The following is a 13,279-nucleotide window of genomic DNA, read 5'->3' on the forward strand; positions in this document are numbered from 1 at the left end:
CGCTAGGCGAGAACTACGCCTTCCCCGCAGAGACGGTCGATCTTATCCGCCAGATATCCGAGCTCGGTGAGTATCTCGCGAGTGTGCTCACCGAGGTTCGGACCCGGCCGGCGCATTGCCGGGGGTGTGTTGTCGAACTGTGCGGGCGGACCGGGCAGTCGCAGAGTGGGATGGTCCGGGTGGTCCATCAGATACCCGTTCTCAGCGACGGCCTCGTCGGCGAGAACATCAGCCGGAGTCGCGTAGAACGAGTAGATGCAGCCTTCTTCGGTGAGTGCGCGCTGGAGATCCGTTGCATCGAGATCGCTTATGGCGGACTTGAACTGCGAGGTAAGTGAGCCCCAATCCGGGCGTCGCGAGTCTCGATCCGGATAGCGGTCGATGAGTTCCGGCAGATTCAGGGCCCGGCACACCGGCGCCCAGTATCGATCCTCGTCAAGCATCGTGAAGACGACGAAACGACCGTCGGAGGTGCGGTAGGTGCACATGAGTGGGGTCCGGGGGGCGCCGGAGTTCAGTTCGATCTTCTCGCCCGTGATGGAGGCATAAGCGAGGTCGGGGCCGAGTGCCCACATCGCACTATTGAGAAGCGACGTGTCGACGACAACGCCTTTGCCTGTCCGTAGTGTGTGGACGAGGCCGGCGCAAATCCCTGCGGCAAGGTGCATTCCACTCGGGATGTCGCCGATCGCCGGTCGCTGCTGCACGGGTTCCGCGGCATCGGCGGGCGTAAGTAGTTGCGCCACACCGCCGCGTGACCAGTAGGAGACGGAGTCGAAACCGCCGGCCTCCGAGTCGGGGCCGAGCTGACCCTGACCGTGTCCCTTGGCGAAGACAAGTGTGGGATTGATCGCGAAGAGATCGTCGGGTTCCGTCTTCAATTTTCGTCGTACGCGTGGGAGTTGGTTGGTGATGTAGACGTCTGCCCAGGCGATGAGCCGTTCGAAGATCTCTCGGCCGTCCGCGGTGGTGACATCAAGCGCGATACCTCGCTTGTTTCGATTCACCAACTGAAACATGTAGTCGGTTCCATCAGCCTGTGGCAGAACGCCGTTGGGAACGAGAGCCCGCATCGGATCGCCCTCGATGCGTTCGATCTTGATTACGTCGGCACCGAAATCTGCGATTGCTGCCGACGCTGCCGGCACAAATCCGTGTTCTGAGAATTCGACTACCTTGATGCCTGCAAGTGGAAGCGTCATCGGCCCTGCACGATCTTGATGGCATGCATGGGGCACGCCGAGGCTCCGGACTCAGCCTGATCGATCAGGTTCTCGGGGACATCGATGTCGGCTTTGTCGGCGTAACCGTCATCATTGAGTTCGTAGAGATCGGGTGCGGTTGCGGCGCACAATCCGTGCCCTTCGCATTGCTCCAGTTCGATATGTACCTGCATGTCGATCCTCTCTCATCGGGCTTGCGGTCGGATGTCGGTTACGTTCAGTTTTCAGTAGAACCGGCTGTCCAGCAGGTTAATTGCGTAGATTGGACTGCCACGCGTCCAAATCGGCGCGATTCCCGCCGTGGTCGAGGAGCCAGCCCGCAGGGCCGCTCGGCCATTGGGTGAGTCGCTCCACCACCGTGGTGATTGCTTCTTCGGGGGCCAGAAGCCAGCTTTCCGGAAGGGGTCGGCTGTGAGACGCCTGCGCACCCTGCGCCTTCCACCGTGCGCGGAGTGCGTCGATGTTCGACGCGGTTTCGAGGTAGTCACCGATCACGGCGTCGGGCTCCACGTCCGCGCCGAGTAGCAGCGCAGCTACCGCGACACCCGTTCGATCCTTGCCGGCCGCGCAATGCACCAGGACGGGCCCCTGCGCGTGGGCAACTACTTCGAGCAACGCGGCAATGCGATGTGACGCTGTGTCGAGAATCGAGGTGTAAAGCGCCGTCAGATGTGGTGGCAGCTCAGCATTCGGAGCCGCTGCATCGTGTAACGGCCAGTGCTGCAACGATGTTCCTTCGCTCCACTCGTAGGGTGCCCGCTCACGCTCGGCATACGAACGCAGGTCGACTACGACGCTTGGAGGCCACACGGACATCTGCGTCGGCACCGCGTCACCGACATAAGGCGCATCACTTCTGTAGAGGACACCAGATCGCGTCGTGCCACCATCGGAGAATGGAAGGCCCGCTACGTCTCTCAGATTGGACATGCGGTCGGTCTCGAGCACGGTGCATCCTCACGTTCGGAGTTGCTGGGGGCCATGGGAGTTTCGCGGAGCCGGCGGATGTGTTTCGGCGATTTCTCTCAGGCGGATTCGGTCGATTTTCGACATGGCCGTCAAGGGAAGCTGATCCAGGACAATCAGATGGTCGGGCGCTTTGTAGTCGGCCAGATGTTTTCGTGTCCAGGTCCGCAGAAGATCCAGGGTCGGTGGGTGTGAAGGATCTTCGGGAACGACGAAGGCGACTCCGATCTCGCCGATAGCCGGCGCCGGATAGCCAACCACTGCAGCTTCTTTCACCAATGGATGTTCGGCAATGACCTGCTCCACTTCGACAGGGTGGACGTTGAATCCGCCGCGGATATAGAGGTCACCGGATCTACCGACCAATGTGAGATCTCCTGCCGCAGTGAATTTGCCCAGATCTCCACTGATGAGATAGCCATCGGCGTCGAATGCGTTGTCCGACAGTTCCTGGTCGTTCCAATACCCTCGCATGACGCAGCCGCCGAGTACACGCACCCGACCCACCTCACCGACTGGTAAGGCATTCCCGGCGTCGTCAGTCACTCGGACCGACATGCCGTGCTGTGGTTTACCGACAGTTCTGAACTGCACTTCCGGTGAATCGGAAGGTTCGGTTCCACAAATGGTGGGCGACTCGGTCATTGCGTAGCGCACTACCAACGGAACGCCGAGTCGGCCGGCGGTGCGCTCGATCAAGTCCGGTGAAGCGGGCGCAGTGGCCACAACCCCGACACGAAGGTGCGGAAGGGCATCGCGGCTGACGCCCGGCTCATCCAGAAGTTTGGTCCATTGTGTAGGTACTCCACCGCCGACGGTGATCCGCTCGTCCTGGAGGATTGCGAACATCTTGGCTGCCGACCAGGGGACAGGTGATATCACTACGGCGGTGCCCCAGATCAACTGATCCCACAGTTTCGACATGTATCCGGCGTGGGGAAACGGAGTCGACGAGAGTCGCCGGTCGTATGGAGCGCTCATGATGCCGGATGCGGAAGCCGACGCTGCCAGGTTGTCGCAGTCGAACCAAGCGCCTTTGGGTAATCCGGTTGTGCCGCTGGTGAATATGATCGCCACCGGATCCGACCGTCCTATGTCGACGGTGGGAAGTTGTGAAGCCGGGGATGCGTACGCGGCGGCGAGTTCATCGCGGCCCATCATAGCAATTCCGGCTGGAACAGGCGGTAGGCCGGCATCCGAATCGCGAATCACGAGGACGGGTTCGGCGCGGCGGAGCACAGATTCGGTCTCGCGAGGGCCAAGTCTGGGATTGAGGCCGGTGGTGATTGCTCCGATCACTGCGATTGCGGCATAACAGATCGCGTAGTCGATCCCGGACGGGAGCATCAGCGCAACTACGTCCCCTTTGCGGATTCCGCGAGACGAGAGATGCGCGGCAAGTCTTCGGGCATGGGAAGCCCACTGCGCGAAGCTGATACGAGTACCGTCTTGCTCCACATACGCATCTCGGTCGCTGTGCACGATGGCCGCGGCTTCGAGCAATTCCCGAGTGTTGGTGAAGGCGCCCGAAACCGGCGGCCCGGCAACCCCTGTAGGAGTCGCCGAGCCACCTGCTGCCGCAGACACGGTCACGGCGCTTCTGATCCGAGAAGTACCGTGCCGCTCGAGCAGAACCACCCGCCGGTGCCGCTGACACAGGCGATTTTGGCATTGTCGACCTGACGTTGTCCCGATTCGCCGCGTAACTGCCTGGCGGCCTCCACAATCAGGAACAAACCGCGCTGGCCGGGGTGAACGGCGGAGAGCCCGCCGCCGTCGGTATTGGTCGGTAGGTCACCACCGAGTCGCAAGGCTCCCGACTCCACGAACTTGCCGCCGTCTCCCTTGGCGCAGAAACCGAGATCTTCCATGGTCACCAACAGCATGTAGGTGAAGGCATCGTAGATTTCGGCGACGTCGACATCGGAAGGCTTGAGGCCGGCGCGAGCGAAAGCGAGAGGACCGGTCACGGCCGCGGGCCCGACAGTCATGTCGTCCCACTGGCTGGTGAGCATGTGCGACGTGGCTTCACCGGTGCCGAGCACCCATACCGGATCGGATTTCAAGTCCTTGACACGATCCTCGGCCACCAGCACCACGGCTGCTCCACCATCGGAGCGTATGCAGCAATGCAGTTTGGTGAACGGGTCGGCGATCATCGGTCCGGACAGGACATCGTCGATGGTGATCGGGTCGCGGTACATCGCGTCGGGATTGTCCTTCGCGTTGAAGCGCGCCGACACTGCCACCTCTGCGAGTTGTTCGATGGTGGTGCCGTATTCGTGCATGTGACGCCGAGCGGCCATGGCGTATTTGGAGATCAGAGTGTGACCGTACGGTGCATCCCACTGCAGCGGACCACGTGACCCCCAGTTGATGTTGGATCCACGAAGGCCCTTGCGGATGTCTGCTCGCGCGGTGGACCCGTACGTCAGCAGCACGACGTCAGCGTGCCCAGCAGCAATTGCGTCGGTTGCATGGGCCAGCATGACCTCCCACGACGCGCCGCCGACGGAGGTCGAATCGATCCAACGGGGCTTGAGTCCCAGGTACTCACCGACGTCGGTGGGTGGCAACGTTCCCTGACCGGTCGACGCGAGACCGTCGACGTCTTGCGGACGCAGCCCGGCCTCCGTCAGCGCGCGTCGACTGGCCTGCGCCATGAGTTCGTAGGCATTCTTGTTGTCTACGCGCCCGACGTCGGACAATGCGACGCCGGCGATCGCAACTTTCCTGTTCATTGTGCTGCTCCCTGGTCGAGGAGTTCGGCGAGAACGTCGGTGGGCTCGCCGAATAGATGTGTGAAAACGAGTGCGCGCTTGAGATATAGGTGCGCGTTGTGCTCGTAGGTGTAGCCCATTCCGCCGTGAACCTGAATCCCGGAAGCAGCGTTGTTCACGGCTGCGCGTGCGGCCACCGATTTTGCCGCGAGGATCTGGAACAGGGTGTCGTCACGGGCAGACTGTAGGCAGACCGCAGCGAAGAGTGTTTGCGAAATCGCTGCATCGGAGGACACGGCCATATCTGCGCAGGCATGTTTGATCGCCTGGTGCACGCCGATAGGTCGACCGAACTGAATGCGGGTCTTGGCGTGCTCGGTGGCAAGGTCCTTGGCTGCGTCGGCAAGTCCGGCTAATCCGGCAGCAGCCAGAACCATTGCCCGATTCCAGATTGATTCGGTCTCGGCAGGTAGCCAATGCACAACGAGGCCGGACGTGATGGTCGAGGCGCTCAATCGTACTCCCGGATCTACTGATTCGATGTCAGTGATGTCCGAAAACTCGGATAGCTCGACCAGTGCGGCGCCATGTTTCGCGACCAACAGGGCGTGGCTTGCACCAACGCAATCGATAAGATCGAACGATCCTTTGATTCCGTCGAGTCCGATGGATCCGTTGCCGCGGAGTTCCGCGAGCCCGACCATCGCGGTTCCGTTGCCGATCTTTTCGGTCAATTCCGTGTCGCCACAGCGAGCCGCGACGCGTGCCGCAAGTGTGGAGGCTAGAAATGGTCCCGTGGCCAGGTACTTGCCCAGTGCGGCGAAGAGCAGTACCTCGTCATCGAGTGGCCGACCAGACCCGCCACTGCGCTCGTCGAGACCCAAGGTGAGCAACCCGAGTTCGGCACCTTCGCGCCACGCGATCGGGTCGACGGCTGAGTCCTCTGCGGAACGCGTGCGGATCTTCTCGATCGGCATTCGTGAGGTTATGAAATCTGTTGCCGCAGCGACGAGTTCGAGCTGGTCTTCAGAGGGTAGAAGATTCATGATCTCTGCTTTCTGTCACCGCGGAAGGCCGAGGATGCGTTCCCCGATAATGTTCCGCTGAATTTCCGACGTGCCCCCACCGATGGACTGCGAGAAGGAGTACAGGTAGTTGCCGACCCACCCGTGGTGGTCCCATCGTGAGGAGTTGCGTAGGGCATCGGATCCGACTATGTCCAGAGCCAGAGCGGCGATCTCCTTGCACAGATCTGCGTAGTGAAGTTTGAGCATCGACCCGCGCGGACCAGGGGTGTCGGACTGCATGTTCTGGCAGATCCCGACGTAGGTCATTGCTCGAAGTGATGCGACCGACGCGCGGGCGCGTGCCAATCGTCTCGAGATTTCGTCATCTGCAATTGCCGGACGAGTTCCGTCCGGTCCCGTATTGTCGCGGGCGAACTCGATCAGGTCCTCGATTACCTTTGCCAGCCGAACTTGGTTGGCAGTGAACGCAGTTCCACGTTCGAAGGAGAGTGTGGACATTGCCACGCTCCAGCCGGAACCGACCTCGCCGACGACATTCGCGAGCGGAATTCGTACGTCGTCGTAGAAGACTTCGCAGAACTCGTTGCCACCCTCCATCGTCTCGATAGGGCGAATGTCAATGCCCGGACTCTTCATATCGCAGATTACCCAGGTGATGCCTTGATGCTTGGAACCTGAATTGTCTGTGCGTACCAAGAGTTCCTGGTAGTCCGCGCCGGTGGCGAAGCTGGTCCAGATCTTCTGCCCAGTGACTACGAGAGAATCGCCGTCGATCACGGCTTTGGTCTTCAGCGAGGCGAGATCGGAACCGGCCTCAGGCTCGGAGAATCCCTGGCACCAGACGACTTCGCCCTTGAGGATTTTGGGTAGATGGAACGTCTTCTGCTCCGCAGTGGCACGGGTGATCAGCGTGGGACCTGCGTGACTTAAGCCGACAAAGTTTGCGTCGATTCCGGGAAACCCCTGTGCGGCATACTCTTCGTACCAAATTAGTTGTTGTAGCAGCGTGAGTCCGCCGCCGCCGTATTCTTTCGGCCAGGCAATCCCAGCCCAGCCGCCGTCCCACTGGGTCTTCTGCCAAGCGGTGTCGTATTCGCGAATTCCTGCGTTGTCTCGAGGACGGGCCTCGCGCGGTTTGTTCTCGACCAGCCACGTTCGCACCTGGTCACGGAACTCCACCTGTTCCTTCGTGAAGTCCAAATCCATTTGGAGACCTTCCATGTTGGCGGACAATGTGATCCGCGCGTCGACTTCACTCCAGTGTAAGTGACAACATCGTCAGATTGAAAGCTATATCTAAGTTTTGTCGAGATTGCATCCGTATTGGGTTGCAAGGTTTTCGCTCCCTCGTGCCAGAAGTGTCACATCTGCGCCTACCAATACGAACCGTGCGCCGGCAGACACGTAGCGCCGAGCAATCGTTTCGTTGAACGCGTTGACTCCAGCAACTTTTCCGCACGCCACGATGGTTGATATTGCCTGTTCAATGGTGCTCACTACCTCTGGGTGTTCGGGTTTGCCGAGGTAACCCATCGATGCCGCGAGGTCGGCGGGTCCGATGAATACCGCGTCGATCCCGGCGGTCGACGCAATCGCCTCCAGCGCCTTCAGTCCGTCCAGAGATTCCACCTGCACGGTGAGGGTAATGCCGTCATCTGCGGTGATGAGATAGTCAGAAATCCGATTCCATCGTGATGCTCGGGCGAGAGCACTGCCGACACCGCGAATTCCTAATGGTGGATAGCGTGTAGCCGCGACAAGGCGGACCGCCTCGTCGGCGGATTCGACCATCGGAACGATGAGGTTAACCGCGCCGATATCGAGTAGTTGTTTTATCGCAACAGGATCTCCCGATGCGGGTCGCACCAGGACCTCGACGGGATAGGGCGCTATCGCTTGAAGTTGCGCGAGGGTCGATCGGATGTCATTGGGCACGTGTTCTTGGTCGAGCATCAACCAGTCGAGTCCAGCGCCGGCGCAGATTTCCGCGGAGTACGCATTTCCCGACGCAATCCACATTCCGAACTGGGCGCGGTCCCCGCGGAGTAATTCGGCCCACTGGTTCGTTGCCATCAGTCCTCCTCGCGCGCGAACACACAGGACACCGTTCCGAGGGGTCCGTAGTCCGCGACAAAAGTGTCTCCGGGTTCCGCAAATACGGGTTTGGTGAAGGATCCGGCGAGGATTACCTCGCCTGCTCGGAGGGAAACGCCGTGAGGGGCCAATCGGTTTGCAAGCCAGGCAACACCATTGGCAGGGTGATTGAGAACCGCTGCTGCAACACCGGATTCCTCGATGGACGCGTTCCGTAACAGGAGTGCTGAAACCCAGCGCAGGTCAATGTCCATAGGGCGCACCACGCGACCGCCGAGAACTATCCCCGCGTCCGCTGCGTTGTCGGAGATCGTGTCGACGATGGTGCGCAAGTGCCCGGTTTCGGGATCGCTCATCTGCACGCGAGCGTCGAGAATCTCGAGCGCCGGAGTGACGTACTCGCTTGCACGCAGGACGTCGAACAGGGTGACTCCGGGGCCGGTCAGATCCTCACCGAGAATGAATGCCAACTCCACCTCCACGCGGGGCCTGATGAAACGGCCGGCGGGAACGATGCCGCCGTCGTCGAAGAACATGTTGTCGAACAAGGCGCCGTAGTCCGGTTCGGAGATGGACACTGCCCGCTGCATGACCTTGGAGGTCAGGCCGATCTTGCGCCCGCGCACGACCAGGCCGCCGGCCACCTTCAGTGCAACGAGTTCGCGTTGCACCGCATATGCATCTTCGATCGACATCTCGGGATACTGCAGGGAGAGTTGCGGGATCGGCACGCGCGTTCTCTCAGCTTCATAGAGGCGCCTTGCGGCATCGGCGACCGCGTCGTTGCTGAGTATGCGCTCTTCAGACATGGTGTGTGCTCACTTTCCGAGGAATGCGAGTGCTGCGGGATTGAAACTCTCAGGGTCTTCGAAATGCGGCCAGTGGCGCACCTCGGCCATCTCGAAGATCTCGGAGGTAGGAATTACACGAGCTACCGTGCGGGCAGTATTCTGATACTCGCCGTGATCCTTGCCCGAAGCAACGACCATCGTGGGCGCGGTGATTGTTGCCCACTTCTTCTCTGGAATCAGGTTGCGATCGCGAGCGCTGGCGTCTTGCAGAATCAGCAAATGGTCGATCGTGTTCCGGGTGTCGTCGCGGCGATAGATGACCTGACGCAATGCAACCAGATCGGGTAGTCGGTTGTCCTCATCGGCGATGAGGTGCTCGAAGACCTTGTGGATCGAATCCCAGGTGGGGTTCTCCACGGCGGCTGTGCGCTCGGCGCGGATGCGTGCCATGTTGGAGGCAGTGGCGATCAGGCCGGCCGGCGACATCAAGATCAGCTTGTTCACCCGATCCGGATGGTTGACTGCGACGGCAGCGGATACCCAAGCGCCGAGAGACATTCCGATCAAATGAGCTTTGTCCATTGAGAACTTGTCCATAACGGCAAGGATTTGGCGCACGTACACGTCGATTTCGTAGTCGTAGTCGGGCTTCTCGGAAAACCCATTGCCCACCATGTCGATGGCCACGCAGTGGTAATGCTCGCTCAAGGCGCCGAGGTTGGGTGCAAAGGTCTCCCAATGCCCGCCGGTGCCGTGCAGCAGGATCGCGTGGGGCTTGTCCGTTGAGCCGGCTTCAGCGAAGCGGGTTCGGACGCCTTCGACCTCGACGAAGCCCTGGCGGAACTCCAACTCCTGGAGATAGCCCCAGATGCTGCGGTAGTTGGTCGTGTTCACCGTTGGCGTGGAATTTGCGGTTTCGCTCATGTGGGGGCCTTCCGTGGGTGGGGCGTCGATGTCATCGAGTTGACCGGCAGTCAATCTGACGACGCTGTCATTGTTTGTGGATGTGTTCACTGTGTTCATCTTTGTACATCTACATGTATATAGCTTTGAACTGGGGTATCTGCAGACAGCTGCTCTGCAGATTCCCGATACGGAACATTGTTTCTGACACTCGCATACGATATGACTATGAGGGGTGTTCAACCGATGAGCAAGCCTTCGGGCGCGCAATTCGGCACTTTGTCCGCCAGGAGCAGTTTGCGGGTAGGTCACGAGAAGAGCTGAGGGCAATGTCTGTAGACGAGGAGACCCGCATCATCAAACGGCGGGAACTGACACAGTTGGCGAACGAGTTCGCGGTCGTCCGCGTGTCATTGGATACGAGTGGAAACGGTCCGCGACTACTGGTTGAGGATGTCGAAACCGGCGACCGGATATTCCTGTCGCCATTGGAACTGGCGAGCCTGTGCCTGGCTACTCCCGACGATCGCGAAGAGTGGATGCGGGTTGGGAACTACCGCGACGAGCGTCGCGACAGATCTTTGGGTCCGCTTCGAAACGGATCGACCCCGTGACCTCCGCTGGTACGGCACTCGTGGGACTCGGAATGACTCCGATGTCGCTGAAGCCTGGAAAATCACCACTGCAACTAGCCTGTGAAGCGACACACGCGGCATTGGCGGATGCAGGTATCGACCACCGTGACGTCGACGGACTCCTGGTCGGTTCATCTCAGGGTGTCCGCCCGGATCGGCTCGGCGTCACATTTGCGGCGCAGGGCGGATTCTCGGACCTGCGACTCCTAGAACATGTCGAAATCAAGGGCGCCACAACCATTGCCATGGTGCAGCGAGCGCAGTTGGCCATCGAGTCCGGCGCTGCCAGCACGGTGGTGTGCGTATTCGCTGATGCTCCGCTCGTTGCGGGCAAGGGCGCGGGATCCACCTACGCGCACAGTGGTGGGCAAGCCGGAGCGCGCGGGCTCGAGAGGGCATCTGGCGTGCTCGGCTCCGTACCGACATACGCGTTGCTGGCCCAGAGATGGATGCACGTAACAGGTGCGGTTCCTGAGGATCTGTGCGCCGTCGCAACTACGACTAGGGCTTGGGCTCTGGGCAACCCGGATGCTGTGGTGCGTAAGCCACTCGATGTCACCGGCTACCTGGAAAGCCCGATGATCTCCGAGCCGTTGCGGCGCCTCGACTGCGCGCGCCCCGTTAACGGCGCCGTCGCAATCATCGTCAGTGACAACGAGACGCTGGGTAATCCGATTCGACTCCACGTCCGAGGGACCGGCCGGGAACATCCGGTCCGGCGCCGGCGTGCAGGTAGTGAATCGTGGTTCGGGGGTGGACGCCGGGCAGTCGACGACGCGCTCGAACAGGCCGGCATGTCTCGGGCCGATCTCAGCATGGCGCAACTCTACGACCCCTTCTCGGTGGTCACACTTATGCTGCTCGAAGAGTACGCACTGACTGGGAAATCGAGTGCTGGTGATTTTGTTCGTGGTGGTGGGACGAGCGCCGGAGGAACGCTTCCGACAAATACCGGAGGTGGCCAACTCTCCGGCTTCTATCTGCAGGGGATGACCCCGTTGGCAGAGGCGATGATTCAACTTCGTGGTCAGGGTGGCGACCGGCAAGTACCGGGAGCAACAACAGCGTTGGTCGGCGGTATCGGTGGACGCATCGACCACCATGCGGCGATGATCCTGGAGCGTGCATCATGACCCGGTCAGTGAAGGCGCCGATAGCAACGCGGGATTGGCTACTCGACGACACGTTGGCCCCCGACACCGCAGACGAGTCGATGTACGAGTTCTATGCAGCTGCGGCCCGTGGCGAACTCATCTTGCCTTTCTGTGCCGGCTGTCAATCGACACTGGACCTGGAACAAGCGGTCTGCGATCGATGCGGTTCTTTCGACAGTGACTGGCGCAGGGTCGATCTCGTCGGCACCGTGCACTCGGCCACCACGATGCATCGCTTCGAACCTGGTTTGGTGAAGACACAACATCCGTACCCGATCCTTGACATCGAACTGACCAGCGGCCACCGATTGATCATGACGACACTCGATCCCACAAGTGCAACCCCTCGTATCGGCAGCGAGGTGGGGATCGCATTTCGGAATCTCGGTGGGGTCGCAATTCCCGCCGCCTACAGCCCAGTCCAGAACACCGCCCCAAATGAGACGGAGGCCCGCCCATGACAACTATTGAGACGACCCCAGTGATCCAGACAGCAACGTCTGCTGACACTTTCGATGTAACCAAGATCGTGCAAGAAGACCGTGTTCACGGTTCGGTATACACGTCGCCGGAAATTTTTCGACGCGAGATGGACACCATATTCCGTACGGGCTGGGTATATGTGGCGCACGACAGTGAGGTCACCGAGCGGGGCGACTACCTGACGCGTCGCATCGGCCACGACCCTGTCGTCGTTGTCCGCGGCAAGGACGACGAGGTTCGTGTACTGCTCAACCGTTGCTCACACCGCGCTAACAAGCTTTGCAATGCGGATTCCGGAAATGCCACGTCCTTCCGATGCCCGTATCACGGTTGGACTTTCAGCAACACCGGTTCGCTCACCGCCGTTCCGATGCGTGAGGGATATGGCGAAGCGTTCAACAAGGTGCGTTCCGAGTTGGGAATGGCGGAGGCGCCTCGCGTCGACAGCTATGGCGGGTTCATCTTCGCATCGCTTTCCGCAGAAGGAATTTCTCTCCAGGAACACCTCGGCGGAGCGACGAAGGCGATCGATCGACTGCTCAACCTGTCGCCCACGGGCACAATCGACCTGCGTTCGAACTGGATGAAGCATGTCCATCATGCGAACTGGAAGATGGTGGTGGAGAACAATGTCGACGGATATCATGCACTCTTCACACATGCATCGGTGTACGACGCCATCCGCCCGGCGAAGGTCTCACACGTCCCCTCCAAAGTTGATGTGGTGGTACGCGACATAGGTTCGGGTCATTCCGAGATCGACTACTCTGCGGAGTACCGCAAGCTCGACGAGGAATTCGTCTGGTACGGTCGCACGCCGCGTGAGAAGTTGCCCGAATATGTTGCGGCGCTGGAAAAAACGCACGGTGAGGACAAAGCGCACGACTCCCTCGTCGTCGGCCCGCCTCACACCCTCATCTGGCCGAACCTGTTCTTGGCCGAGATGAACATCATGTACGTCGAGCCGATAGGCGTTGACGAGACCGTCGCGTACACCACTGCTGTCATCGTCCCCGGACAGGACAAGCTCAACGAGCGAACTTTGCGACGTTCCGAGGGAGCAATGGGACCCGCGGGATTCCTCATCGCGGACGACGGCGAAATCGGAATGCGCAATCAGGCCGGTCTGGCCGCGCAGGATCCGGAATGGCTCCGGCTTTCCCGCGGTCTGGAAACCGATGAAACCGATGAGACCGGAATCGTGAACAGCGACAAGAGCGCGGAAACACCGCAGCGTGGTTTCTACCGTCAGTGGGCCAGCGTTGTCGGACAGGAGATCTGA

General features: G+C 60.3%; 14 protein-coding genes. 4 read left to right on the forward strand and 10 right to left on the reverse strand.

Annotated elements, in window-relative coordinates; translation table 11 throughout:
• Window positions 1–2: 2 nt before the first annotated feature.
• The 10 genes from RG2_RS19370 to RG2_RS19415 form a co-directional block, all read right to left on the reverse strand.
• On the reverse strand, window positions 3–1,202 hold the full coding sequence (locus RG2_RS19370; protein ID WP_033234588.1) for a CaiB/BaiF CoA transferase family protein: 1,200 nt from the start codon (window positions 1,200–1,202) through the stop codon (window positions 3–5).
• Window positions 1,199–1,396 carry a ferredoxin gene (locus tag RG2_RS19375; protein ID WP_033234587.1) on the reverse strand — a complete coding sequence of 66 codons (198 nt, stop codon included), beginning with the start codon at window positions 1,394–1,396 and terminating at the stop codon, window positions 1,199–1,201. Before RG2_RS19375 ends, RG2_RS19370 begins: the two co-directional genes overlap by 4 nt.
• Window positions 1,397–1,472: 76 nt before the next feature.
• Window positions 1,473–2,171 carry a tyrosine-protein phosphatase gene (locus tag RG2_RS19380; RefSeq protein WP_033234586.1) on the reverse strand — a complete coding sequence of 233 codons (699 nt, stop codon included), beginning with the start codon at window positions 2,169–2,171 and terminating at the stop codon, window positions 1,473–1,475.
• 9 nt (window positions 2,172–2,180) lie between these two features.
• Window positions 2,181–3,776: a class I adenylate-forming enzyme family protein gene (locus tag RG2_RS19385; RefSeq protein WP_051730526.1), complete on the reverse strand. Its 1,596-nt coding sequence runs from the start codon at window positions 3,774–3,776 to the stop codon at window positions 2,181–2,183.
• A gap of 2 nt (window positions 3,777–3,778) precedes the next feature.
• Complete coding sequence (locus RG2_RS19390; RefSeq protein WP_033234585.1) at window positions 3,779–4,930, reverse strand: acetyl-CoA acetyltransferase; 1,152 nt, start codon at window positions 4,928–4,930, stop codon at window positions 3,779–3,781.
• Complete coding sequence (locus RG2_RS19395) at window positions 4,927–5,955, reverse strand: acyl-CoA dehydrogenase family protein (protein ID WP_033234584.1); 1,029 nt, start codon at window positions 5,953–5,955, stop codon at window positions 4,927–4,929. The genes RG2_RS19390 and RG2_RS19395 overlap by 4 nt, the downstream gene beginning before the upstream one ends.
• Before the next feature lie 15 nt (window positions 5,956–5,970).
• A complete protein-coding gene (locus tag RG2_RS19400; protein ID WP_033234583.1) occupies window positions 5,971–7,143 on the reverse strand; it encodes an acyl-CoA dehydrogenase family protein in 1,173 nt (390 codons plus the stop codon).
• A 90-nt stretch (window positions 7,144–7,233) separates the two neighbouring features.
• Window positions 7,234–8,010 carry an aldolase/citrate lyase family protein gene (locus RG2_RS19405; RefSeq protein ID WP_033234582.1) on the reverse strand — a complete coding sequence of 259 codons (777 nt, stop codon included), beginning with the start codon at window positions 8,008–8,010 and terminating at the stop codon, window positions 7,234–7,236.
• Entirely contained in the window at window positions 8,010–8,840 is an 831-nt protein-coding gene (gene hpaH, locus RG2_RS19410; protein ID WP_033234581.1) for a 2-oxo-hept-4-ene-1,7-dioate hydratase, read from the reverse strand. Before hpaH ends, RG2_RS19405 begins: the two co-directional genes overlap by 1 nt.
• 9 nt (window positions 8,841–8,849) lie before the next feature.
• Entirely contained in the window at window positions 8,850–9,746 is an 897-nt protein-coding gene (locus tag RG2_RS19415) for an alpha/beta fold hydrolase (protein ID WP_033234646.1), read from the reverse strand.
• Between the two features lie 308 nt (window positions 9,747–10,054).
• Between RG2_RS19415 and RG2_RS19420 the strand changes: the two genes are divergently transcribed.
• The 4 genes from RG2_RS19420 to RG2_RS19435 are packed head-to-tail and all read left to right on the forward strand — an operon-like array spanning window position 10,055 to window position 13,279.
• Window positions 10,055–10,339 carry a hypothetical protein gene (locus tag RG2_RS19420; RefSeq protein WP_033234580.1) on the forward strand — a complete coding sequence of 95 codons (285 nt, stop codon included), beginning with the start codon at window positions 10,055–10,057 and terminating at the stop codon, window positions 10,337–10,339.
• Between the two features lie 32 nt (window positions 10,340–10,371).
• Entirely contained in the window at window positions 10,372–11,493 is a 1,122-nt protein-coding gene (locus RG2_RS19425) for a thiolase family protein (protein WP_033234645.1), read from the forward strand.
• Window positions 11,490–11,975: a Zn-ribbon domain-containing OB-fold protein gene (locus tag RG2_RS19430; protein ID WP_033234579.1), complete on the forward strand. Its 486-nt coding sequence runs from the start codon at window positions 11,490–11,492 to the stop codon at window positions 11,973–11,975. The genes RG2_RS19425 and RG2_RS19430 overlap by 4 nt, the downstream gene beginning before the upstream one ends.
• Window positions 11,972–13,279: an aromatic ring-hydroxylating oxygenase subunit alpha gene (locus RG2_RS19435; RefSeq protein WP_033234578.1), complete on the forward strand. Its 1,308-nt coding sequence runs from the start codon at window positions 11,972–11,974 to the stop codon at window positions 13,277–13,279. The genes RG2_RS19430 and RG2_RS19435 overlap by 4 nt, the downstream gene beginning before the upstream one ends.

This window comes from Rhodococcus globerulus NBRC 14531 (genome assembly GCF_001894805.1).
Classification (GTDB): Bacteria; Actinomycetota; Actinomycetes; order Mycobacteriales; family Mycobacteriaceae; genus Rhodococcus_F; species Rhodococcus_F globerula.

What these genes read in the sequence shown, in the direction of transcription:
- RG2_RS19390 (WP_033234585.1), bottom strand. Translation starts at nt 4,930, where the DNA reads ATGAACAGGAAAGTTGCGATCGCCGGCGTCGCATTGTCCGACGTCGGG.
- RG2_RS19395 (WP_033234584.1), bottom strand. Translation starts at nt 5,955, where the DNA reads ATGAATCTTCTACCCTCTGAAGACCAGCTCGAACTCGTCGCTGCGGCA.
- RG2_RS19425 (WP_033234645.1), top strand. Translation starts at nt 10,372, where the DNA reads ATGACTCCGATGTCGCTGAAGCCTGGAAAATCACCACTGCAACTAGCC.
- RG2_RS19435 (WP_033234578.1), top strand. Translation starts at nt 11,972, where the DNA reads ATGACAACTATTGAGACGACCCCAGTGATCCAGACAGCAACGTCTGCT.
- hpaH (WP_033234581.1), bottom strand. Translation starts at nt 8,840, where the DNA reads ATGTCTGAAGAGCGCATACTCAGCAACGACGCGGTCGCCGATGCCGCA.
- RG2_RS19430 (WP_033234579.1), top strand. Translation starts at nt 11,490, where the DNA reads ATGACCCGGTCAGTGAAGGCGCCGATAGCAACGCGGGATTGGCTACTC.
- RG2_RS19370 (WP_033234588.1), bottom strand. Translation starts at nt 1,202, where the DNA reads ATGACGCTTCCACTTGCAGGCATCAAGGTAGTCGAATTCTCAGAACAC.
- RG2_RS19415 (WP_033234646.1), bottom strand. Translation starts at nt 9,746, where the DNA reads ATGAGCGAAACCGCAAATTCCACGCCAACGGTGAACACGACCAACTAC.
- RG2_RS19400 (WP_033234583.1), bottom strand. Translation starts at nt 7,143, where the DNA reads ATGGATTTGGACTTCACGAAGGAACAGGTGGAGTTCCGTGACCAGGTG.
- RG2_RS19420 (WP_033234580.1), top strand. Translation starts at nt 10,055, where the DNA reads ATGTCTGTAGACGAGGAGACCCGCATCATCAAACGGCGGGAACTGACA.
- RG2_RS19375 (WP_033234587.1), bottom strand. Translation starts at nt 1,396, where the DNA reads ATGCAGGTACATATCGAACTGGAGCAATGCGAAGGGCACGGATTGTGC.
- RG2_RS19405 (WP_033234582.1), bottom strand. Translation starts at nt 8,010, where the DNA reads ATGGCAACGAACCAGTGGGCCGAATTACTCCGCGGGGACCGCGCCCAG.